Source organism: Lactococcus sp. UBA7128, assembly GCF_002492185.1.
Classification (GTDB): domain Bacteria; phylum Bacillota; class Bacilli; order Lactobacillales; family Streptococcaceae; genus Lactococcus; species Lactococcus muris.
The window spans coordinates 35,430-58,579 of sequence record NZ_DKXK01000023.1; the positions used below are offsets into that span (position 1 = coordinate 35,430).

Annotated in this window: 21 protein-coding genes; all 21 read left to right on the forward strand. The window is 37.7% G+C overall.

Features of this window, described 5'->3' with window-relative positions:
• On the forward strand, nt 1-888 hold the full coding sequence (locus B4H39_RS03075) for an ABC transporter permease (RefSeq protein ID WP_251420591.1): 888 nt from the start codon (nt 1-3) through the stop codon (nt 886-888).
• The gene (locus B4H39_RS03080) at nt 878-2,860 is read left to right on the forward strand and encodes a GNAT family N-acetyltransferase (protein ID WP_251420592.1); all 1,983 of its coding nucleotides are present in this window, start codon (nt 878-880) and stop codon (nt 2,858-2,860) included. Before B4H39_RS03075 ends, B4H39_RS03080 begins: the two co-directional genes overlap by 11 nt.
• A complete protein-coding gene (locus B4H39_RS03085; RefSeq protein WP_251420594.1) occupies nt 2,850-3,806 on the forward strand; it encodes an aminomethyl transferase family protein in 957 nt (318 codons plus the stop codon). The genes B4H39_RS03080 and B4H39_RS03085 overlap by 11 nt, the downstream gene beginning before the upstream one ends.
• Nucleotides 3,806-6,013, forward strand: coding sequence for a beta-ketoacyl-[acyl-carrier-protein] synthase family protein (locus tag B4H39_RS03090; protein ID WP_251420596.1), 2,208 nt, complete (start codon nt 3,806-3,808; stop codon nt 6,011-6,013). The genes B4H39_RS03085 and B4H39_RS03090 overlap by 1 nt, the downstream gene beginning before the upstream one ends.
• 10 nt (nt 6,014-6,023) lie before the next feature.
• On the forward strand, nt 6,024-7,214 hold the full coding sequence (locus B4H39_RS03095) for a glycosyltransferase (RefSeq protein ID WP_251420598.1): 1,191 nt from the start codon (nt 6,024-6,026) through the stop codon (nt 7,212-7,214).
• A complete protein-coding gene (locus B4H39_RS03100; protein WP_251420600.1) occupies nt 7,207-7,779 on the forward strand; it encodes a hypothetical protein in 573 nt (190 codons plus the stop codon). The genes B4H39_RS03095 and B4H39_RS03100 overlap by 8 nt, the downstream gene beginning before the upstream one ends.
• A 24-nt stretch (nt 7,780-7,803) precedes the next feature.
• Entirely contained in the window at nt 7,804-8,139 is a 336-nt protein-coding gene (locus B4H39_RS03105; protein ID WP_251420602.1) for a biotin/lipoyl-containing protein, read from the forward strand.
• An 869-nt stretch (nt 8,140-9,008) separates the two neighbouring features.
• Complete coding sequence (locus B4H39_RS03110; RefSeq protein ID WP_251420604.1) at nt 9,009-10,769, forward strand: BglG family transcription antiterminator; 1,761 nt, start codon at nt 9,009-9,011, stop codon at nt 10,767-10,769.
• A gap of 103 nt (nt 10,770-10,872) precedes the next feature.
• Entirely contained in the window at nt 10,873-11,964 is a 1,092-nt protein-coding gene (gene ulaG / locus B4H39_RS03115) for an L-ascorbate 6-phosphate lactonase (RefSeq protein WP_251420606.1), read from the forward strand.
• A gap of 17 nt (nt 11,965-11,981) precedes the next feature.
• Entirely contained in the window at nt 11,982-13,487 is a 1,506-nt protein-coding gene (locus B4H39_RS03120) for a PTS ascorbate transporter subunit IIC (RefSeq protein ID WP_202229525.1), read from the forward strand.
• Nucleotides 13,481-13,759 carry a PTS sugar transporter subunit IIB gene (locus B4H39_RS03125; RefSeq protein WP_202229527.1) on the forward strand — a complete coding sequence of 93 codons (279 nt, stop codon included), beginning with the start codon at nt 13,481-13,483 and terminating at the stop codon, nt 13,757-13,759. The genes B4H39_RS03120 and B4H39_RS03125 overlap by 7 nt, the downstream gene beginning before the upstream one ends.
• Before the next feature lie 37 nt (nt 13,760-13,796).
• A complete protein-coding gene (locus tag B4H39_RS03130; protein ID WP_251420608.1) occupies nt 13,797-14,288 on the forward strand; it encodes a PTS sugar transporter subunit IIA in 492 nt (163 codons plus the stop codon).
• 64 nt (nt 14,289-14,352) lie between these two features.
• Complete coding sequence (locus tag B4H39_RS03135) at nt 14,353-15,018, forward strand: 3-keto-L-gulonate-6-phosphate decarboxylase UlaD (protein ID WP_251420610.1); 666 nt, start codon at nt 14,353-14,355, stop codon at nt 15,016-15,018.
• A 2-nt stretch (nt 15,019-15,020) separates the two neighbouring features.
• Nucleotides 15,021-15,884, forward strand: a complete 864-nt coding sequence (locus B4H39_RS03140; RefSeq protein WP_251420612.1) for an L-ribulose-5-phosphate 3-epimerase — start codon at nt 15,021-15,023, stop codon at nt 15,882-15,884.
• Complete coding sequence (locus B4H39_RS03145) at nt 15,885-16,583, forward strand: L-ribulose-5-phosphate 4-epimerase (RefSeq protein WP_251420613.1); 699 nt, start codon at nt 15,885-15,887, stop codon at nt 16,581-16,583. It abuts the gene before it with no gap.
• A 20-nt stretch (nt 16,584-16,603) separates the two neighbouring features.
• Complete coding sequence (locus B4H39_RS03150; protein WP_202229537.1) at nt 16,604-17,314, forward strand: transaldolase; 711 nt, start codon at nt 16,604-16,606, stop codon at nt 17,312-17,314.
• 127 nt (nt 17,315-17,441) lie between these two features.
• The gene (locus B4H39_RS03155) at nt 17,442-19,469 is read left to right on the forward strand and encodes a copper-translocating P-type ATPase (protein WP_251420615.1); all 2,028 of its coding nucleotides are present in this window, start codon (nt 17,442-17,444) and stop codon (nt 19,467-19,469) included.
• A gap of 161 nt (nt 19,470-19,630) precedes the next feature.
• Nucleotides 19,631-20,470, forward strand: coding sequence for an undecaprenyl-diphosphate phosphatase (locus tag B4H39_RS03160; protein WP_202229541.1), 840 nt, complete (start codon nt 19,631-19,633; stop codon nt 20,468-20,470).
• 210 nt (nt 20,471-20,680) lie between these two features.
• Complete coding sequence (locus B4H39_RS03165) at nt 20,681-21,253, forward strand: TetR/AcrR family transcriptional regulator (protein WP_286927491.1); 573 nt, start codon at nt 20,681-20,683, stop codon at nt 21,251-21,253.
• Between the two features lie 19 nt (nt 21,254-21,272).
• Complete coding sequence (locus B4H39_RS03170) at nt 21,273-21,632, forward strand: iron-sulfur cluster biosynthesis family protein (protein WP_251420619.1); 360 nt, start codon at nt 21,273-21,275, stop codon at nt 21,630-21,632.
• A 1-nt stretch (nt 21,633) separates the two neighbouring features.
• Entirely contained in the window at nt 21,634-22,992 is a 1,359-nt protein-coding gene (locus B4H39_RS03175; protein ID WP_251420621.1) for an FAD-dependent oxidoreductase, read from the forward strand.
• Nucleotides 22,993-23,150: the final 158 nt, after the last annotated feature.

Here is a 23,150-nt window from a genome sequence, read left to right on the forward strand (position 1 = left end):
ATGCTTTCTTTAGTCAAACGTAATATTCTGGTATATATACGAGACAAAATGGCGTTTTTCATGTCTTTTCTTTCTGTAGTAATCTTGTTGGTGCTGTATCAAGTTTTTTTGGGACAAATGCAACTGGATGCTATAAAAGAAAGCATGGGAACAACCACAGTGTCTTCTCCTGTGATTCAAATGGTAAATCTATGGCTGATTGCTGGTTTAACGACGATTGTTTCTTTAACGAGTACCTTAGGAGCTTTTAGTGTCATGGTTTCTGATAGGGAAAAAAAATTAAATGAAGATTTTGAAATCAGTAGTTGCCCGTTATGGAAACTTGAATTATCCTATATTATTGCTGCTGGCATGCTAGGTACTCTTGTTACGATTCTTTGTTTTTTCTTTGGAGTACTGCTGTTTAATGGCTTCAACTATCTTCAGATGTTTAGTTTGGCAGATTTTCTGAAAATATTGGGGTTGATTGTGATGAGTTGCTTACTTTCTGCAACAATTGTACTTCCTTTCTTATCCCTTATTAAAAGTAGCTCTGCCTTCAGCACATTGAGCACAATTATCGGTACATTAATCGGTTTTTTATCTGGAGTTTATATCGCCATTGGCTCTGTTGGCAGTGTTTTAGCTCAAGTTATGACGTGGTTTCCAATGACTCAAATGAACGCCATGTTAAAAAATGTATTGATGTCACATAGTCTACACAAAGTGTTTGCAGGCGCACCACAGTCCGTGGAAAATGAGTATAAAATTTCCTATGGACTTGCCTTAAGAACAGTGAATAATCATACACTGTCCAATAACGAGATGCTTTTGTATGTTTCCATGTGTATGATTGGACTATTGGCTATCTATATGCTTCTAAAAAAAGGTATGAAATATGCAAAATGATTCTGCCTACCGTGTGAGGACTTTAGTAGAAGAAGATATTCCTCAAATTGTAGACTTGTTCAATAAAAATAAAGTTTACCAATTCCAAAATGGAGCACCCGTGACCTTGGAAGATTTTTGCTTAACTTTGGCGATTAAAGAGACAAGTCACTTTTATGTCCTTGAGAAGAATGGAAAAATTATTGGCACAACTGCATTTTTCAAATTTATTACTTTTGGCGTACTTCCTGTGAATGAAAGCTACAGTGGCTTTCTTTTAATAGATGTGGAGCATCGAACTGGTGCAGCAATTTCATTACTTCACAAAGAAGTATTATTTGATATCGTCAATTGTGATTTTCACACACATTTTACAGAAATCAGTCGTTATAATAAAGCTTCGCTGACTCTTTCCAAAAGAAATGGCTTTTCAAAATTTGAAGGAAGTTATGAGGACATGAATCATTGTTATCTCCTCAGAAGTTTATTGCCTAAAGTTTTAAAGGCATTTAAATTTACGGGAGATTTGGAAAGCAAATACAACATTAATACTTTCAAAATTATAGAGCAGACAGATAAGGCTGATATTTCGACACTTTTAACTGAAATTTCAGGAAAGAAGATGGTGTATCGTTGCTTTTCTAAGGCATACTATCCCTTTGATATCCAACTTGATTTATTTCGATTGTATATCTTTAAAGAAAATAAGAGATACTATCTGAGATGTGAATTTTACTCGGAACAAGTATCTTTTGTTAAGGCCAGGATAGGGAATCTTAAATATGTAAAACTTTCACGTAAGAAAAATCAAATTGAAATAAAAAAAGCCCCACTAAATTTTTTAATTCAAGGCGTAGTATACACAGATATAGGAGAAATTAGGGTACAACTCCATTATAGAGAGCCTACCGATGAAAAGATAAATATTCAGTTGAATCAGTCAATGCTTTCATACCGTTTAGTCGTCAATCGCTCTAATGGAAGCTTGTTCTTTATTAAAAATGATAAGGCCTTTATTGAAGATACCTATTTATTATTTGCTAGGCCTGAAGAGGTGAAATTCTTAGTTGAAGAATATGAAAATAAGATAAGCATTCGCTGCATTGGAGAGCACTTAGACATTTATAAAGTGATTGAACTTTATCCGAATAGACTGGAAGCTCATTATTACATCAAAGAGTTTCCAGCTGAGAATAAGGAGAAAGTTTTGAAATATGGAATGAAAATCTTAGAACAGGACTATTTGATCCAAGAAGAAGGAGCAACTTTCCCTTATGTTCCAGGACAACTTCCGAATGAATTAGATGATTTTGTGTCAGCACATCAATTTAAAACACGTGATTTATGCTATCTTATTATTTCTGAAAAACTAAAACTTACCTATTCGACGCAAAATCCGACTTCAAACCAAATGCAATATCGCCCGCTTTCTTTTATAAAATTAGACAATTTCAGAAATGTAAAGATAGATTATTCGATTAAATTTGAAAAAAAGGCAACTCAAAATTTTAACATAGATTTTAGAGAATTTAGAGCGGTGAATTTAAATTGGAAATCTATAAGAAATCTTAAAGCTTATACAGCAATGGAAGACGGTGCAGTAAATTATCGTCTTGACCAAAAAAGAAGATCACTTTTTTATCGTATAGATATGGAGGAGGGGAAGCTTTATATTGGTGACAGTAAAAATAGAATGTTTTCTTATAAGGTATTGGAGTTTTCTTGGTCTTGTTCAAGTCGTGTAGAAGCTTGGACACATGATGCTTTTTACGCTTATAAAAATAAGGGGCCCATTTGGGAAGCACGGGAGAACATTTTAATAGTGGATAGGGGTAAAAATCGTTACTTATCAATAACTGCAGAACAAGGAAAAATTTATTCTTTCAAAGAAAGCAACAAGATAATGATACGATGTGTTATTCCTAACAGTTCAGACAGCCAACAGTTTATACATTTTAGACAATTAAAAAGAGAGGAAGAAAATGATGAATAAAATTTATAAAGAACTCCGTAAAAACAAGGCATATAGAAAATTTGAGGGAAAAATTTTTGAGCTTAAAGGAGAGGATGTAGAGGATATACTCAATCCATTGATACCTAAAAATATTGAGTTTTCAGATATTGATACTTGTGGCTTTTCATTTATATTGACTGATAAAGGAACAGTTTATTCGGAAATCGTTTTTTATAAATTAGAAGATAAGTATATTATTTTTTCTAATGAAGATTTACTTTCGCTATTCTCCGATATCAAAGGTGAATTTAGTATCAAGGAAGTTTCAGATGAGTTGAGCCTCATTCAAATTGAGGGAAAGGAATCAGGAGAAATTGCACAGCAGTTTTATGATTATGATATTTCAACTTTAAATTTCAAATTCATTACTAACACAACATATAAGGACTCTGATATTATTATGGCTCGTTTTGGATATTCAGGAGAATTTGGCTATCAGTTTCTCTTGCCGAATCATCTGGTTCCTCATTTTATTGATGAATTTTTAGCCGATACAGCGCAATATGATAAAGAACTTGATGATTATGTCAAGTTTGAAGTCAACCATCCCGTGTATGATGTATACAGAGGACAATATAATTTGTTTGAGTTAGGATATGCATGGAATTTAGACTTCACAAAAGAAGAGTTTAAAGGACGAAGGGGCTTGTTAGCGGATTTTGAAAGTTCAACAAAACAAAGTATTGTCTTTTCAGCTTCCGCAGAAGTTCAAAGAGATGAAGGTGTTTATTTCGATAATCAAGAAATTGGAAAAGTATACTGGGTGATAAAGGCACTTGATGAAAAAACTGACCGGGTATGTTTAGGCATGTTACAGGTTGAAAGATATTATGCTCACTCAGGCCTTCATTTTCTGACAGAAGGAGGAGTTGTGTTAGAAACGCTATCCAACCCGTATGTTATTCCAGAAAGTTGGTCAAAATAATGGGAAATCAAGTTAATATTACAGGAGTTGGTGTCGTTTCATCTTTAGGAAAAAATCTTGAGGAACATAAGAAAAATTTGTTCTCTCAAACAGAAGGAATCAAACAAAAACGGTTTATTAACGGGGAACATGAATTGAACTCTTATGTAGGAGCTGTCGAGAGTGAACTGGAAGTTCCTGAAAAATATCAGCAGGAAACCCGTAATTTTAAATTTGCCTTTTTAGCTTTTGAAGAAGCAATATCTTCCGCGAATCTTCAACTTGAAGAAGAAAAAGACAAAAAGATAGCGATATGTCTAGGGACATCCTTAGGAGGAAAAGTCTTGGGTCAAGAACTTCTCTATTCTTTTGAAGACAATCGTTTAGACATGTCGAATGATCTTTTTAAAAAACGTTCTTTGCATTATATTGCGGATGAACTCATCGCTTATCATGGAATAAAGGCAAGTTATTACGTCATTTCAACTGCTTGCTCTGCGAGTAATAATGCAGTGATTTTGGGAACACAGCTTCTCCAAGACGGTAAATGTGATATTGCAATTTGTGGCGGCTGTGATGAACTAAGTGATATTTCACTTGCAGGATTTACCTCTCTAGGAGCCATTAATAAAGAGTCTCCGTGTCAACCTTACTCTACTGGAAGCGGTATTAGTCTGGGAGAGGGAGCAGGATTTATTGTTCTTGAGAAAAATAAAGTTGGAAAATACGGAAAAGTATTGGGAGGTTCAATTACATCAGATGCTTATCACATTACAGCGCCTAAAGCTACTGGTGAAGGAGCTGGTCAAATTGCTCTGAACTTGTCAGAACAGTCAGGAGTGCCGCTCAATAAAGTTGATTACATTAATGGTCATGGCACAGGCACACGCGCAAATGATGGCATGGAAAAATCCATGATTGGAAAAAACTTTCCGCTTACGGTAAGGGTGAGCAGTACGAAAGGGCAAACAGGTCATACACTGGGTGCTGCTGGCATTATCGAAACCATTAACTGTATTCTGGCGATAGAGGAGAAAACTGTTCCGGCGACAAAAACTTTAGATTCTTATCAAGAAGATTGTTTTGTGAGGAATCAAAATATTCCGAAAGATATTTCCTATGCACTTAATTTCTCTTTCGCATTTGGTGGAAATAACAGTGGAGTACTCCTTGCTTCAAAAGATACACCAGAAGAAACTTTCTTAGCGAGTGAAAATATTCATATGGACATCATATCACATGCTTCAACATCGGAAAGTTTGGAAGATAAAAGCAGTAGATATGAAAATATATCTAAAAGTTTTAGCAAAATAAGAGGACTACGTTATACTGATTTTTCACCCTCTCCTAAAATTAATCCAGCACAGTATCGTAGGATGGATAATTTTTCTAAAATGATTGCGGGTACAGTTGCTAAAGCTATTGAACGCAGCAGTTTAGATTTTAAAAAAATAGATTTAAATAAAGTGGGTATCCTTTTTACGACACCGTCTGGACCTTTAGAAGTTGTGGAGGATATTGAAAAACAGATTAGAGTAGAAGGGTATCATCAAGTATCTGCTTCAAAATTCCCTTTTACTGTTATGAATGCGGCAGCAGGGATGCTCTCAATATTATTTAAAATTAAAGGTCCAGTATCAGTCATTTCTTCTAATGTTGGCTTTGCTGATGGTATTATCTATGCCGAGGAGATGATGAAAAATGAGAAACTCTCTCATGTATTGATCGTTTCAGCCTCTCAATGGACAGACTTCTCTCTTTTTGCTTGGGAAAAACTTGGATATGACCCAGAAAAATTTAGACCCTCAGACTACTGCAGTACGTTAATTGTTGGAAATTCGTCTGAAAAGAGAGAAGCACGAATTCTTGGTGCTGAACAGATAAAATATGATAATAAAGTCAGAACTAATGAAGAAATAAAGCATGATTTAATTTCTCTCATTGAGGCAGAACTGCCAATAAGAGGCATCACTTTTGACACTCTCAAAGGTGTCGTATGGAATGCGAATAAAAAGACAGAAGAAAAAGAATACGATGTTCTTAGAGATTGGTTAGCAGCCTTGGATATACCCGTTTATTCACTGGATGAGTTAGACTTTTCTTCGGATGGGGCTGGAGAAGAGTTGGACTATGTTTTGAATAAGGAAGACTTAAAGACAGGGCACTATTTGATAATTTCTTATTCACGATTTGGGGGGCTATCAACTGTTTTATTGGAAAAGATATAGGATATATTAAATGAAAAAGTTTTTATTCGCACCGTTTATGATGAATCTCGGAGAAAGTCAGCGTTTGTCACAAATCGCCTCTGCTCTACATCAGGCAGGACATGAAATCCACATATTGGGAGAAGTTTTTTATCCCTTTTTATTCCAGCATGATGCCTATATTTTTCATCAATGTCCTTTTGACACTCAAGTATATTGTCGAGAACGCTATCAAGAATTTTTCTCTTTTGATATGGACTTTAACTTTTTGACAGACGAAGAAATTAGAAACATGTGTGATTATGAGCGAGAACTCCTAGTGAATCAACAATTTGATGCAGTATTTACTGGCTATCGTTTAAGTATTGTAGTGAGTTGTAAAATTGAGAAAATCCCACTCGTATGGATCATTTCTGGTTCAGTACAAATTGATGAGATTATCCATAATATTGACGGCATTATTCCAGGTCATATGTCTTTTGATAAAGAGAATGAAAAAGCTAAAAAGAGCATCAAACGTTTAGTTCTTTCATACTCTAAAAGTGTGGAGTCTTGGAATAAATATTTGATATCAGAAGGAGCCCTTCCAATGAAGTCAGGATTAGAACTCTTCATAGGAAACTTAAATTTGATTGCGGATTATAGCAAATTTTATAGTTTTGACTCAGAGAGTAATTATAAAATCGTAGGTCCAATACTTTTTTCTTCACAGCAATCAGATTTTCGTCGGTTGAAAGGTGAAAATAGGATATTATTGAGTTTTGGGACTTCTTTTAATAAAGAATGGGTTATTGATTTTGTGTCACATCTTCCCAAAGGCCCTTCCTATATCTTAACCACAAGTGGTGAAGAATTTTATATCGACAGAAAGGACATTGAACTGGTAGATTTTGTAGACTTTGGTTCTCTAAGAGCTAAAATTTCATTTGCGATTATTCATGGAGGACAAGGGACGGTTTATGCCATGGCTCAACAAGGCATTCCCTTTATAGGCATTCCATTTTTTAATGAGCAACTTTGGAATATAAAAAAATTTAGTGATTATGGGGCAGCAATGCTATTGAGTAAAGAAGAAGAGAAAATCAGTGAAAAACTCTCAATGTTTCGTTCAGAGATAGCGGATTACTCTGTGAAGATGTCAGAGATTAGTAGAGGAATTTTTGAAGAATCAGAAACTTCTTTAAGCAAGGTCAGTGAAATATTGGAGAGCTTTCTTGAGTAATATTGAAATTTTCATATACAAAGACACAGGTGAAGCACTTGAAAACACTCTTTTTGGTCAAAGATTAGAACGTTACAATCAAGCCATTCGAGAGGAAACAAAACGGAAACACCTTGTGGGAAGCCAAGTTGTCTTTCAGGTTTTGGGGTTTTACAATCTGTCTGACCAGTTATTACTCCAAGCTTTTGAGAAAAGTGCCCATGAAATAGAAAATCTACCTTTTTACATAAGCTTTTCCAATTCAGATTCATTTTATGTACTGGCAATTTCTAAAACTCCTGTAGGAATCGATGCTGAAGTTTTAAGAGAGCGCTCTGACCTTGTGTATGATACCTATCTTGGAAATGGAGATAAAGATTATAAAAAGAAACGCTTTTATAAAAAATGGTTAGAAAAGGAAGCAAAGATTAAAATTTCTTGCTGCAGTTCAAGACATGAAATGTATTATCGAAGACGATCAGAAATAGTGATTGGTATATGTGGAATTCAACATTCAAATTTATTGGCTTTTAAAATAAATCATCTTAGCAATGAACCTGTGCGCATAGATTTAGATGAGTTTTAATCAGAAGAATGAGAGAATTATATTTTGAAGGATAAGCATTCAGACTTCATTCAAGAGAACATACTTCACGAGTTAAGCCCTCTTATATTTACATCCAATAGAGTATCCGTACTCTATAAAGAAACACAGCTTGTAAATTGTCGAATATATTTAAGTAAACTTGTTGGTGTTGTTCATTTTAGTTCAAATCTTTCTGAAGGTACAACATTTATACAAGGAAATATACTGTTGTCTATTGAAGAATTACGCATTTTGAATGAAGTTTATATGGAACAAGAGGGGAAAGTAGAAGCGATATATGTCAAAGACAATCAGTTTGTCATGTATGGTACACCGCTGATATTGATCAGGACTACATAAGGCTTAAGAACAGGGAGGTCTCAAAAGACGTAGTTTACTTTTCCTGAAGAATTTTAAGTTTCAGAACCTTTTGGTATAAAGCGCTTTTATGCTACTATTTTCGACTGCTTTAGGTACTTTGAGAGTGTTAAGGACAAATACAGTTTAAGCTATGGGACAAAAGGTAGAAAAACTTTCCATAAAAGTGATAAATACATGGTAGGTGTATATTATTAAAGGTAACCTGACACTTTGTATTTTACGTTATAGAAACTTTTTGGTCTTGCAAAAGTTAAATTAAAAAGTGATACTTTAAAGAAGTGATACTTTAAAGAGACAGGAATAAAATTTCTGTGACACATAACACAAGATAGTGTCAGAAAGGAGGAAATATGAAAAAAGCTAAGCTTCTGAACATCCGTGTGGCGAACTGTCCTTGTTCAGTGGACGGAACGTATCATCTTTGGGCTCTATAAAAATTAAGTAGGAAAGGAGGGAGAGAAAATGGAAAAAGCTGGACTTATAGATGTTTTTGATGTAAAGTGTCCATGTACATTACAAGTTCCTTATCATGTTTTTTACAAGTGATGTCAAGTAGCATAAGGAATCATTTTTCCTGAAATCTAAGGAGTACATGTTAAAAACAAATCGGAAAGGAAGGAGAGGATATGGACAAAGCTGAATTTCTAGACAATTCTGGTGCAAAGAGTACGTGTACATCACAGGTTTCTTATGATGTTTTTTATTAGCGGTATCTAATGGCATAAGAAAGCATTTTTCCTAAAGTCGTAATATTAAAAATAAGTAGGAGATGCCTCAAGGCTATCTTTATTACAAGCATATGCCCATAAATTTTACAAAGTATCTATGGGTTGAGCAAAGGAATAGGTGTGTTTAACGATAACGTGCCTATTTTTTGTTTTTTAAATTTTATTGAGATTTCGTCATATAGAGGGATATCAGGAAAAAGAAAATGTATAATGAGAGTAGAAAAGGACGCGCAAGGCCAAGGAGGACTGAATATGCTTTTAGATAAAGGAAGTTTTGAACTGCTGAGATGTTTAATGACATCTAAGGAACCTAAAACGGTAACAGTCATTGCAAAAGAATTCCAAGTTTCCCGCCGGAAGATATACTATCATCTTGATAAAATCAACGATGCTTTGCCGGAAAATATTGACAAAATTCTTACTGTTCCTCGGCAAGGAGTACTTTTAAGCTTTACGCAAAAAAGGGCTTGTCAGTCTTTAATCATGAGGATAAATACGTATACTTACATGATGACTGCGAGTGAGAGAAGACACTTGATTATCCTCCACATTTGTATAAACAATGAGCGAGTGACACTCGAAAAGTTAATAGATTTGACAGAAACCTCTCGTAATACTGTTCTGAATGATTTAAACAGCATCCGCGATGATTTGCAAAACAGCCAATACAAAGTCAGCCTACAGACCACAAAGCAAAAGGGTTACTTCTTGAGAGGCGCAGCACTAGGACAAGTGCAATACATGCATAAAATCTACAGCCATATCTTCTCCAATGGAAGCTTAGGTTTTCTGGAAATAATACGGAAAACAATATCTGAAACAGATAGTGATGCTAAGTATGGTGAGTTAAAAAAATTATTTGAAAATCAAGTCCCTATTTTAGAAAGGAATCTGAGGAAAAAAATTAATCAACATGAACTTCAATTAATGTTTAAAACCTTCCCATTAGTCTTGATGAGCTGTTGGAACATGCAGCTGAGTCACTCGGAAATCGAAGAAGTTTGTAGAGATTTGTCAGTGATTCACGCGCGTATTGAATACAAAGCTGCGCTGAAACTAGCGGAGATAATTTTCGAAGAACTCTCGATTCAACTTAATGCGTTTGAAACTGTGACGATCGCCCTCCTGTTCCTTTCATATAGAAAAGACAGCGATGAACATGCTACAAGTAAGGATTGGCACTATTTGAAGAAAACAGTTGATGCCTGTATTGTATACTTTGAGGAGCTTTCTGCCTTTCCCTTGGAACAAAAAGAAGAATTAGCAAAGGCCCTTTTGTCACATGCCAAAGCAATGTTGTTCCGTAAAAAATATGGCATTCTTTCAATAAATCCATTAACAGAACAGATTAAAGAGAAATATCCTGAAGTTTTTCATTTTACTAAAAACAGTGCTGCCTTACTGGAAGAAAGTTGGAAGATTGAATTAAGCGATGACGACATCGCTTATATGGCTGTTCATTTTGGTGGCGCCTTAAAAAACACAGGTTCAAAATCTCAAAAGAGTTCCGTCTATGTTGTCTGCGATGAGGGACTCGCAGTTCAAAAGTTGCTTATCAAGCAGCTGTATCAATATATCCCAGAAGAAGACATCAAGGCAGTTTTTACTACGGAACAGTTCAAAAGCATTGAAGAAATTGTTGATCTAGGGCTTTTGATTTCTACAAGCCCTCTAGAAACTGAGCTCCCTTTCATTTTTGTTCATCCTATTTTGACAGAGAATGATAGTGCCAAAATTGGCCATAGCAGTTATTTTCAATCTGGGAAATTTCCTAAGTTTAACGATAATTTAGAAAGTCTGTTAAGCAACTATATACGAGATACTTCGGCAGTAAAAGAATGCAGGAGAAGCATTCTAGAAATGATGAATAAGTTATCTTAAATTAAAAAGTCCAAATATGAACACATAAAAGTGCGCTATTTGGTCTTTTTTTATTGCACTTAGCATATTAAGATTAGAGTAAAGAGCAACACAGGAGGTTGATATGGCTAATATAAATGAAGTGACCAGAGAATCATGGATTTTGAATACCTTTCCAGAATGGGGCACTTGGCTTAATGAAGAAATTGCAGCAACAGTAGTGCCGGAGGAAAATTTTTCAATGTGGTGGCTGGGAAATTGTGGCCTATGGATAAAAACGCCAGCTGCTGCAAATATTGTTATGGACTTATGGTCATCACGAGGCAAGTCAAGCAAAAAGATAAAGAACATGGTTCGCGGCCATCAAATGGCTAACATGGCAGGGGCTCGTCAGTTGCAACCCAATCTCCGTGTTCAGCCCATGGTGATTGATCCTTTTGCGATTGAAGAACTGGATTATTATTTGGTTTCACATTTTCATAGTGACCATATTGATTTGAGTACGGCAGCAGCTATTGTTAATAATCCCAAGTTAAGACATGTGAAATTGGTTGGGCCTTATGAATGCGGTGAAATTTGGAAAAAATGGGGTGTACCTGAAAAAAGGATTATAATCGTCAAGCCTGGGGAGTCCTTTACAGTAAAAGATGTTATAGTACATGCTGTAGAATCTTTTGATCGGACATGTTTGGTCACTTTGCCTGTTGAGGGCGCAGAGAGTCAAGGGGGAGAACTTTCAGGTTTAACAATCACCGATGCAGAAATGGCGCGAAAGGCAGTGAATTATATCTTTGAAACCCCCGGTGGAACCATATATCATGGCGCAGATTCTCACTTTTCGAACTATTTTGCTAAGCATGGTAAGGACTTTAGTATTGATGTGGCTTTGAATAACTATGGCGAAAATCCAAGAGGCATTCAAGATAAGATGACTTCGGTCGATTTGTTACGAATGGCTGAAAATTTGCAGGCTAAGGTCATTATCCCTGTGCACTATGATATTTGGTCTAACTTTATGGCCTCTACAGCTGAAATACTCGAGCTTTGGAAAATGCGTAAAGAGCGCTTGCAATACGACTTTCACCCATTCATTTGGGAAGTCGGCGGCAAGTATACTTACCCGCTAGATAAAGAGAAAATAGAGTACCACCATCCACGTGGGTTTGAAGATTGCTTTGAGGAAGATTCAAACATTCAATTTAAAGCCTTGTTGTGATACAGGAGTAAATTTTTATGAATGCTTTTATTATTATATTAGAATGGTTTTCTAAAAATATTTTACAGAATCCCGCTTTTTTTGTAGGTTTACTAGTTTTAATCGGTTATGCTCTACTTAAAAAGCCAGCGCATGAAGTCTTTTCGGGTTTCATTAAAGCAACGGTCGGCTATCTGATTTTGAATGTTGCTTCGGGTGGTTTAGTAAATACTTTTCGGCCTATACTTGCCGCTTTGAACTATAAATTCAATATTGGTGCAGCAGTTATTGACCCTTACTTTGGTTTGACAGCGGCAAACGAAAGTATTGCTAAGCAATTTCCTGATTTTATCGGTGCAGCAACGACGGCCATTCTGATTGGTTTTGGTGTCAATATTGTGCTGGTAATGTTTCGGAAAATCACCAAGGTGCGTACTTTATTTATTACCGGCCACATCATGGTCCAGCAGGCAGCAACCCTCTCACTGATGGTGCTTTTGCTTGTACCCGAGTTCAGGAGTCCCTCTGGTATCGTGGCAATTGGTATTCTCTGTGGGCTTTACTGGGCAGTGAGCTCAAATATGACCGTTGAAGCTACTCAGACTTTAACGGGTGGGGGAGGATTTGCGATTGGTCATCAACAGCAGTTCGCCATTTGGTTCGTTGATAAGGTTGCAGGGAAAATCGGCAATGAAGAAGAAAATCTTGATAATATAAGACTTCCCAAGTTTCTCTCCATTTTTCACGATACCGTTGTTGCTTCGGCAACCTTGATGCTGGTTTTCTTTGGTGCAATCTTGGCAGTTCTGGGGCCAGATATTATGTCTAATCCCCAAGTCATTACCTCTGGGATTCCCTATAATCCTGAAGCCCAATCTTATTTTATGTATGTGATTCAAACGGCTTTTACATTCTCTGTTTACCTATTTATCTTGATGCAGGGCGTTCGTATGTTTGTAACAGAGCTAACCAATGCCTTCCAAGGTATTTCGCAAAAGCTTTTGCCTGGCTCATTCCCAGCTGTTGATGTGGCAGCTTCATTCGGCTTCGGCTCACCTAATGCGGTGCTTTCAGGGTTTGTGTTTGGATTGATTGGTCAGCTGCTTATGATTGGCTTGCTGATTGTGTTTGGCAGCCCTATTCTTATCATCACCGGATTTGTTCCTGTATTCTTTGACAATGCAGCCATTGCCGTTTATGCAGATAAACGTGGAGGCTGGAAAGCAGCGCTTATTCTTTCCTTTATTTCAGGCTTGCTTCAAGTTTCTATTGGTGCTCTTGCAGTTGCTTTGCTTAAGTTGCAAGCATTCGGAGGTTATCATGGGAACATTGACTTTGAATTACCTTGGGTACCGTTTGCTTACATTTTCCAAAAATTAGGCGTTTGGGGTTATGTCATTGTCTGCCTGTTCTTTCTAGTAATTCCACAGCTTCAGTATCGGAAAGCCAGGAGCAAAGAAGCTTACTATGCCGGACAAGTCCAAGCGCTAGGAGAAGATAAATTCAGTAAAAAAGAAACAGATGAGGAGAAAAATATATGTTAAAAATTTTGACAGCATGCGGCAATGGAATGGGAACATCAATGGTTATTAAGATGAAAGTAGAGCGTGCAGTACGCCAGTTGGGAATTACTGATTTTGAATCTGCTTCCTGCTCTGTAGGGGAAGCCAAAGGATTAGCAGCTGGTTACGATATTGTCATTGTATCAGAGCATCTCATCGGAGAATTAAAAGGGCGTACGAAAGCACATCTTATCGGTCTTGATAACTTAATGGACGATACTGAGATTAAGACAAAATTACAAGCCGTCTTATGATACTTATATAAAGTAATAGGGCTTAGGAGGAAAAAAGATGAATTTGATGCAGAGCCTAAAGGAAAATGATTCTATTTGTCTGGGCTTAAGAGCTCAAAACTGGTCAGAGGCGATAAAACTATCCGTTAAACCTCTTATTGATAGCGGTGCAGTAACGGAAGCGTATTATCATGCAATTTTGGAATTAACTGAAAAATATGGACCATACTATATCCTTATGCCCGGTATGGCAATGCCTCATGCACGGCCGGAAGCAGGGGTAAACAGAACTGCTTTTTCCCTTATCAGCTTGACTGAGCCTGTAACTTTCTCAGATGGTAAAGAGGTAAGCGTTTTGTTAACTTTAGCAGCTATCAGCTCTGAGATCCATACCTCCGTGGCAATCCCACAAATTGTGGCATTGTTTGAACTTGAAAATTCAATTGAAAGGCTTGTAGCTGCCAAACACAAAGAGGAAATCTTTAAGATGCTAGAAGAGTCTAAAAGCAACCCTTTTCTTGAGGAATTAAATCTAGACAGGGAAATGTAAAAGAAGCTTTTTAATAAAAATTTCGTGGAACATAATAGAGTCTAAACCAAGAAGGATGATGAAAATGAATAAAAGACGCCCTAATTTACAAGTAGCTCTGGATCACTCAGAGCTGCATAGTGCGCTTAAAGCTGCTGTATCCGTTGGACATGAAGTCGATATAATCGAAGCGGGTACAGTTTGCCTGTTACAGGTGGGGAGTCAACTGGTAGAGATACTCCGTGGTCTTTTCCCTGATAAAACGCTTGTTGCTGATACCAAATGTGCTGATGCAGGAGGAACTGTGGCTAAAAACAATGCGCTATGTGGAGCGAATTGGATGACTTGTATCTGCTCTGCAACTCTTCCAACGATGAAGGCCGCTCGGAAAGCAATTCAAGAAATAAATGATAAAAATGGTGAGATTCAGGTAGAACTTTATGGTGATTGGACATATGAGCAAGCAAAGACTTGGCTTGATGCAGGAATTTCCCAAGTCATCTACCATCAATCACGTGATGCTCTTCTGGAAGGGAAGACTTGGAGTGAAAAAGATCTTGATAAGATCAAAAAGCTGATAAATATGGGTTTCCGCGTTTCAGTCACTGGTGGTCTGGATACCGAAAACTTAGAACTTTTTAGAGGACTAGATATTTTTACATTTATTGTGGGGCGTGGCATTACTGAGGCACCAAAGCCTGCAGAAGCTGCACAGGAGTTCAAAGCTGAAATTTTACGGATTTGGGGGTAATTATGACTCGACCTATTGGAATTTACGAAAAAGCAATGCCAAGGCATTTTTCTTGGAAGGAGCGATTAGCGTTTGCAAAAGAACTGGGCTTTGACTTTGTTGAAATGTCAGTCGACGAGGACGACTCGCGCTTGGCTCGGCTAAACTGGACAAAAGAAGAACGCTTGGAAGTTGTCCAAGCAATTTACGAAACGGGTATTCGTATTCAAAGCCTTTGTTTTTCTGCCCACCGCCGTTTTCCCTTAGGGTCAAACAATCCTGAGACTGAGGCAAAGTCGTTAAAAATTATGGAACAATGCATTGAACTAGCTCAAGATTTAGGTATCCGTGTTATTCAAGTCGCAGGATATGATGTCTATTATGAAGAAAAATCTACTGAAACAAGAGCACGGTATATCAAAAATTTGCGAAAGGTGTGTAACTGGGCAGAGCAGACCCAAGTTATCTTGGCGGTTGAAACAATGGATGATCCCTTTATCAACTCCGTTCAAAAATACCTGACCATTGAGAAGGAAGTTGCTTCACCCTATCTTTTTGTCTATCCAGATACAGGAAATATTTTCGCATGGCATAATGATATTTACAGTGAACTCTTTCTTGGCCATCTCTCAATTGCAGGGCTTCATTTAAAAGATACATATGCTGTAACAGAGCATTCGAAAGGGCAGTTTCGGGATGTTCCTTTTGGAAAAGGGAGCGTAGATTGGGAAATAATGTTCAATATTTTAAAAGAAACAAATTATCAAGGCCCATTTTTAATCGAAATGTGGTCTGAAAACTGTGATACAGTAGAGGAAACAAGAGCTGCAATCCGAGAAGCTCAAACCTTCCTTTATCCATTGATTGAGAAAGCAGGGCTTAAATAAATGATATTAGAAGAGCTTAGAAAGCGTGTCTATGCAGCGAATGTCTCACTTCCAGAATATGGACTAGTAAAGTTCACATGGGGAAATGTTTCTGCTATAGACCGGGAACTTGGTTATGTTGTCATTAAACCTAGCGGTGTTGAATATCATAATCTTAGACCGGACAATATGGTCATCACGGATTTAGAGGGTAAAGTTATCGAAGGAGAACTCAACCCTTCTTCTGACTTGATGACACATTTAGAGCTTTATAAAGCTTATCCAGAGATTGGGGGAGTGGTTCATACACATTCAACAGAAGCTGTCGGTTGGGCCCAAGCAGGGCGGGATATTCCATTTTATGGGACAACCCACGCAGATTATTTTTATGGAGGAATTCCAGTTGTCCGTTCGCTCACAGCAGGGGAAATTCACTCCGATTACGAAAGAAAAACGGGAACGGTGATTATCGAAACCCTTAGGGAAAGAAGCAGTAGTTATAAGGTAGTTCCAGGTGTTCTCGTGCGTCATCATGGACCTTTCACATGGGGGAAAACACCAGAAGAGGCAGTCTATCACAGTGTGGTCTTGGAGGAAGTTGCGAGGATGGCCAGATTAACTGAACAACTCAATCCTAAAGCAGAAGAAGCACCAACATATCTGCTGGATAAGCACTACCTTCGCAAGCATGGTTCTGCTGCTTATTATGGCCAAAAGTAAGCAAAACGAAAGGAAATTCTATGAAATTTAATATTGAAATCTATTCTGACGGTGCAGTAATTTCTGATATGATTGCAATGAAAGAAGCTGGACTCATCTCAGGATTTACAACAAATCCCTCACTCATGAAGCAGGCAGGAGTTACAGATTATATGTCTTTTGTCCAAGAAGCTCTGGGAAAAATAGAAGGGATGCCTATTAGCTTTGAAGTCTTTGGGGATGACTTTGCAACAATGGAAAAAGAGGCATTAAAGCTTGCTGCTCTAGGGAATAATGTTTTTGTGAAAATTCCAATCATGAACACACGTGGTGAGTCAAGCATTCCCTTAATCAAAAAATTGTCAGATTTAGGCTTAAAGTTGAACATCACAGCCTTGATGACGGAAAAACAAGTTCAGGATACTGTAGATGCACTTACTACAGGAGTTGAGAGCATTGTTTCGGTATTTGCTGGGCGCATAGCAGATACCGGTGTCCATCCAGAACCATTTGTGAAAAAGTCAGTAGAAATCTGTCACCGAAAAGAAGGAGTAAAACTTTTATGGGCCTCGACACGTGAAGTGCTGAATATTGTGCAAGCACAAGATCTTGGTGTCGATATAATTACTGTCCCTCCTGCTCTTTTGAATAAGCTTTCAATGTATCATAAAGATTTGAACACACTCTCACTCGAAACAGTTCAGACTTTCAATAAAGACATTAAAGCTCTAGGATTTACAATTTTAGACTGATAGTTGTTCAAACAAATTAAGTTCTTTTTAACTTCTTAGAAAATTCAGTTTACTTGACTTTATAAGTTTATGCGCGTAAACTATAGATGAAGAGTGTTCAAAAAACTGAACATTTAGGGAGGTTAACATGGATAATAGACACATTGAACATATGAAACATGATAGGGAAGAAATGGAACATCACGGTGAGCATGATATGATGAACCACGGTGGACACATGATGCACATGGGTAATATGAGCAAGAAGCTGAAAGTCAGTATTGCTTTGATGTTTCCACTGCTTGCTATTTCAAGCATTGCTGGATTTCAATTGTTCCATTTTTCAGGGGACTCGCTTATTAGGTTGATACTGGGTTCAATTATTTTCTTTTACGGTGGCACACCTTTCTTTAGTGGTGCGCGTGGAGAATTGCAGGCTAAAAAACCTGCGATGATGATGCTCATCACTATGGGAATTGTTGTTGCCTATCTGTACTCTGTCTATGCTACGGTCGTGGTGTGGGCTGGTGGGGAAGCTATGGATTTCTGGTTTGAACTGTCAACCCTTATCGTCATCATGTTGGCTGGGCATATCATTGAGATGAGAGCTGTTCACCGTGCAGGTGATGCTCTCAAGGACTTGGCATCGCTTATTCCTAAAAAAGCGCACTTGAAAGACGGAAAAGACGTAGCCATATCTGAGCTCAAAGTAGACGATGTTCTTTTAGTTAAGGAAAATGAGCGAATTCCAGCGGATGGTATCGTGATGTCAGAAGCAGTTCACTTATCTGTAGATGAGTCGATGATTACAGGTGAATCTCGTCTTGTACCAAAAGAAAAGGGAGATGTTGTTTACGGCGGTTCTCTGAATCAAAACCTTCCCTTCGAAATGAAAGTTACTTCTCTAGGCAAGGATTCTCTCCTTTCACAAATTGCCCAACTGGTCGAAAAAGCCCAAAAGCAAAAGTCTGCCAGTGAAAATCTAGCCGATAAAGTCGCAGGTTGGCTCTTCTGGACAGCTTTAATCGTAGGTATTGCTTCTTTCATCATCTGGACAATGACTTCCACACTTAGCTTCGCTTTAATGACCGCTGTATCCGTCTTTGTGATTGCTTGTCCTCATGCTTTAGGATTAGCTGTCCCTCTCGTTGTGGCACGTTTGACCAATATTTCAGCTAAAAATGGTCTACTCATTCAAAACAGAACTGCTTTGGAGTCAATCCATAAGGTAAAGTATGCCTTGATGGACAAGACTGGTACTTTAACGGACGGAAAATTTACTGTGCGTCAAGTTGTAAAAGTCGACGACGAAGAAGACATTGATATTTTGCAGGTGATGGCAGCTTTAGAAAACGGCTCTACTCATCCAATTGCCCTTTCGATTGTTCATGCAGTGGAAGATTTACAACTCGAAGCAAGAAATATAGAAAGTATTCCTGGTGTGGGTTTGGAAGGAAGTGTACAGGGCAAAAACTATAGTGTTGTATCTTACGCCTACCTTCAAGAGCACTCTATTGCAGTTGACCAAGACGAAATTCAAAAAGTTCTTGCTCAGGGGCTGACTGTATCTTTCTTGATATCTGACAGGAAAATTCATGGTTTTGTGGCTTTAGGCGATTCGCTAAAGGAGGATGCAGCATTTTTCATTGCAGAACTGAAAAAACGCGGTATCTTACCCATCATGTTGACTGGTGATAATAAGGCTACAGCTGCAAAAATTGCTAAAAATTTAGACATGACAGAGTTTTATGCTGAGTTAAAACCAGAAGATAAAGCAAGGATTGTCAAAACGTATCAAGAAAAAGGCAATGTCCTCTTTATTGGAGATGGGGTTAATGATTCTCCAGCACTGGCAACAAGTAATCTTGGGATTGCTATTGGCGGTGGAACTTCTGTGGCGATTAACACAGCGGATGTTGTCTTGGTGAACTCAAATCCTAGTGATGTCTTAGCCCTGATTGAAATTTCTAAACGATCTAACCGTAAAATGAAACAGAACCTTTGGTTTGGTGCTGGCTACAATATTGTCGCTATTCCTGTTGCTGCTGGCATTTTCTATCCTACATTTGGGATTTCAATCAATCCTTTAGCAGCGGCCGTGTTAATGAGTATCTCAACAGTCGTTGTTTCAATCAATGCAATGGGGCTGAAGTATGAAAAAGCTCAAGAAAAATAACAAAGCATTCCCTCAATTGTAAGGGAGTGCTTTTTCCTGTCACTTCAATTTACGCCTTAATTTTGGTAAAATGGTTCAAGTGCTGGTCGAAGAATGTAAGTTGAAACTTTGCCTGCTGAAAATAATAGCTTTACCATATTAACGAATAGGATATAAGAAAAATGGACTTAAATTTTATTGAACTTTTGAAAATCATCTTCCTTGGCATTGTTGAGGGGATTACGGAATGGCTACCCATATCAAGTACAGGACATATGCTTCTAGTTGATGCCTTTATTCATACAGATATGACTCAGGCTTTTAAAGATATGTTTTTCGTTGTTATTCAGTTAGGAGCGATTATTGCTGTTATCGTAGAGTTTTGGTCAAAGATGAATCCATTTGTTAACATTGAAGGCAAAGGGGTACGTATCAAAAGATCTGTCTTTAATATGTGGCTTAAAGTTATCGTAGCTTTTCTCCCCACAGCTGTATTCGGTCTCTTTCTCAACGATTTTTTAGAAGAAAATTTTGGTACACCATTAACGATTGCTATCATGCTCATCATTTACGGTATTGCCTTTATTGTGGTCGAACGTTGGAATAAAACACGTCAGCCTAAAATCACCAGTATCAAGGGACTTACGTATCAAGCTGCACTAATTATCGGGATGTTTCAAGTTCTCTCAATGATTCCTGGTACATCACGCTCCGGTGCGACTATTGTCGGTGCTTTGTTGATTGGTGTGTCACGTGTTGTCGCTGCAGAGTTTACGTTCTTTCTAGCTGTTCCAACAATGCTTGGTGCCTCAGCTTTCAAGCTTTTGAAGTTCGGACTTCACTTTAGTCTGTCAGAAGTAATCGCACTTATCGTAGGTATGGCTGTGGCTTATATCGTATCAGTCTTTGTTATTAAATTCTTGATGAGTTATATCAAGCGCCACGATTTCCAAGTTTTTGGTTGGTACCGTATAGCTCTAGGAGTTCTTGTTATCATCTTTATTCTTTTTGGAGTGATTTAAAAACAAATAAAGAAATGAACCATTCAAAGTGACTGTTCGGAGTCCTTTGTGAATGGTTTTTTTAAATTCTTTTTTGATGATTGCCCTTCTAATATCCTCTTATGATTATCCTGAATCTGAAATTTCAAGTTCAATTTCTTGTCAGCACACTCTATGGTGTGTTATATTAATACTGTACCAAGCGGTAGGTAAAATGATTGGAGGTGTAAAGTGTCGGAAGCAAAAGATAAAATCATAGAGAGCAGTAAGAAACTTTTCTGTCAGAAAGGGTATGCTTCAACTTCTATCCGAGATATTTTGGAAGATTCCGGTACTGGGAAAGGGCAACTTTATCATTATTTCCTATCTAAAAAGGAAATCTGCCTCGAGGTGATTCGTGCGCACAGTTCGGAATGGGAGAGACAATGTTTTGAGCCTCTCTTACGTAAAATGAAAAATCCAGAAGAGGCCCTACTTGCTATGCTGGATTGGGAAATTCGGATGCATAAAGACGAAATAAAGCATTATGGCTGTGCCGTAGGAAATCTTGTTGTTGAACTTGGTGCGGGCGAGGATGAGGATTTTCGTGAGTTGTTGTGTCAACTTATGAAAAGCTGGACGCAATTGGTTCAAGCACGAATTATTGAAATTACGGGTTGGAGTCAAGAAAAAGCCCAAATTCAAGCGCAGCATATCATTTCAAGCATTCAAGGCAACCATCTACTGCTTAAACTTACACAGGACTGGGCGGTTTTTGAAAAGGGAATAGATAAATTAAGAAAGGAAATCAAGTCACTTGTTTAAATGATAGGAGGCAGAAAACATGAAATTTATATTCGATAAAGAAGTAGGCGAAAGATTGATGAAATTCGAAAATGCAGATTTTGTATTAGATTTTGACCATGAGTTGAGTGAAAAAAACGAGTCAGTAGATGCATGTGCAGGTGGTATTTCACGCTATCGACTCCTCGCCATAGACAAGGGTAAACTTCCTGAGGTGTTTGATGCACATTTGGACTCTGAGTTTGGTCCCATTTATTTTAAAAAATGGGGCGAGATGTTCTGGGGAAGCCAAGACCTATATGCTAAGGTTGAGGGCAGTTATAATCTTATAGCTTTGAAAACAGAGGGTGAATATTTAAGTCACAATTTACTTATCGTGGATTATAGGGGAAAGTTATAGTATGGAAAGAAAAGTAGTTAAAAATCTTATCATTGGTTTTGGGAAAGCAGGGAAAACGCTTGCGAAATCTTTAGCCAGAAAAGGGGAAGCAGTTGCAATAGTAGAGCAATCTCCACGCATGTACGGTGGAACATGTATTAATATTGGCTGTATCCCTTCAAAGTCTCTAATCGTCAATGGCCAAAAAGGTGAGAATTTTGCGGATGCAGCACTTCAAAAAGTCAATCTTGTCGAAAAATTAAATAGCAAAAATTATCACATGATTGCAGATGAGCCTACAGCAACGGTTATAGATGGTAAGGCTCGATTTTTATCGGATCATGAGGTGGAAGTCTCTCGAGAGGGTCAACCTGCCATGCTTGTGGAGGCTGAGCGTATTTTTATAAATACAGGAGCACGCGCAATTTTGCCTTCAATTCTTGGCATGTCAGAATGCAAAAATCTTGTAACCTCCACAGGGTTGATGGACTTGCAAAAACGTCCAGATCATCTCGTCATCATTGGCTCAGGCTACATTGGTCTTGAATTCGCTTCAATGTTCCTGTCTTATGGCTCTAGGGTAACTGTCATTGATTCTCATCGCACTTTTTTACCACGTCAAGATCGAGATATCGCAGCACGTGTGAAAAAAGATTTAGAAGAAGCAGGAGCGGTTTTCAAGCTCGGCTACGAAATTAATGGTGTTTTTGACCGTGATGAGAAGAGTATCTTGAATATCACGTTTGATGGTCAAGCAGAAGAAGTTGAAGCAGATAAGATTTTATTAGCCACTGGTCGTAAGCCAAATATCTCTGGTTTAGGACTGGAAAATACTTCTGTAAAAATAGGAGAAGACGGACATATCTTAGTGAATGAAAAGCTGGAAACTTCTGCCAAAAATATTTGGGCTCTCGGAGATGTACACGGCGGACCACAGTTCACCTATACGTCATTAGACGACTACAGAATTATTGAAAGTCAACTTTATGGCGATAAGGGACGAACTTTGGATAATCGGGGAGAGCTAGCAAGCAGTGTTTTTATCACCCCAACACTCTCTAATGTCGGTTTGACAGAAACTGAGGCTCAAGCTCAAAGAAAAAATTATCGTCTTTTCCGTTTAGAAGCTACAGCTATTCCTAAATCAGCTGTACTCAAGCAAAGTAAAGGTTTACTCAAGGCACTTGTTGACCCAGAAACAGAGGAAATTTTAGGGGCAACGCTCTATGCTGAAGATTCACATGAAGTGATTAATATTCTGTCTCTTGCAATGAAGGCCAAGTTGCCCTATACTATGATAAGAGATCATATCTTTACACACCCAACGATGAGTGAAGCCTTAAATGACCTCTTCTCTAACGCAAACGAGGTTAAAAAATAGAACTTAGAACAGAGGAAGAAATTTGACTGATTTCATCCAAAATACAAAAACGCTTAACCAGTGTTCTTATACATCGGGTTAAGCATTTTTTGTATTTTGAAAACTTAATAGCAATTCAGTATAAAATTTTTAAAACTTGGTTATAAATAATTCTTAAT

Coding starts and splice junctions, on each gene's coding strand:
- B4H39_RS03095 (WP_251420598.1), top strand. CDS start 6,024: ATGAAAAAGTTTTTATTCGCACCGTTTATGATGAATCTCGGAGAAAGT.
- B4H39_RS03175 (WP_251420621.1), top strand. CDS start 21,634: ATGGAAAGAAAAGTAGTTAAAAATCTTATCATTGGTTTTGGGAAAGCA.
- B4H39_RS03080 (WP_251420592.1), top strand. CDS start 878: ATGCAAAATGATTCTGCCTACCGTGTGAGGACTTTAGTAGAAGAAGAT.
- B4H39_RS03075 (WP_251420591.1), top strand. CDS start 1: ATGCTTTCTTTAGTCAAACGTAATATTCTGGTATATATACGAGACAAA.
- B4H39_RS03130 (WP_251420608.1), top strand. CDS start 13,797: ATGAATTTGATGCAGAGCCTAAAGGAAAATGATTCTATTTGTCTGGGC.
- ulaG (WP_251420606.1), top strand. CDS start 10,873: ATGGCTAATATAAATGAAGTGACCAGAGAATCATGGATTTTGAATACC.
- B4H39_RS03145 (WP_251420613.1), top strand. CDS start 15,885: ATGATATTAGAAGAGCTTAGAAAGCGTGTCTATGCAGCGAATGTCTCA.
- B4H39_RS03090 (WP_251420596.1), top strand. CDS start 3,806: ATGGGAAATCAAGTTAATATTACAGGAGTTGGTGTCGTTTCATCTTTA.
- B4H39_RS03140 (WP_251420612.1), top strand. CDS start 15,021: ATGACTCGACCTATTGGAATTTACGAAAAAGCAATGCCAAGGCATTTT.
- B4H39_RS03135 (WP_251420610.1), top strand. CDS start 14,353: ATGAATAAAAGACGCCCTAATTTACAAGTAGCTCTGGATCACTCAGAG.
- B4H39_RS03125 (WP_202229527.1), top strand. CDS start 13,481: ATGTTAAAAATTTTGACAGCATGCGGCAATGGAATGGGAACATCAATG.
- B4H39_RS03160 (WP_202229541.1), top strand. CDS start 19,631: ATGGACTTAAATTTTATTGAACTTTTGAAAATCATCTTCCTTGGCATT.
- B4H39_RS03170 (WP_251420619.1), top strand. CDS start 21,273: ATGAAATTTATATTCGATAAAGAAGTAGGCGAAAGATTGATGAAATTC.
- B4H39_RS03155 (WP_251420615.1), top strand. CDS start 17,442: ATGGATAATAGACACATTGAACATATGAAACATGATAGGGAAGAAATG.
- B4H39_RS03120 (WP_202229525.1), top strand. CDS start 11,982: ATGAATGCTTTTATTATTATATTAGAATGGTTTTCTAAAAATATTTTA.
- B4H39_RS03085 (WP_251420594.1), top strand. CDS start 2,850: ATGATGAATAAAATTTATAAAGAACTCCGTAAAAACAAGGCATATAGA.
- B4H39_RS03150 (WP_202229537.1), top strand. CDS start 16,604: ATGAAATTTAATATTGAAATCTATTCTGACGGTGCAGTAATTTCTGAT.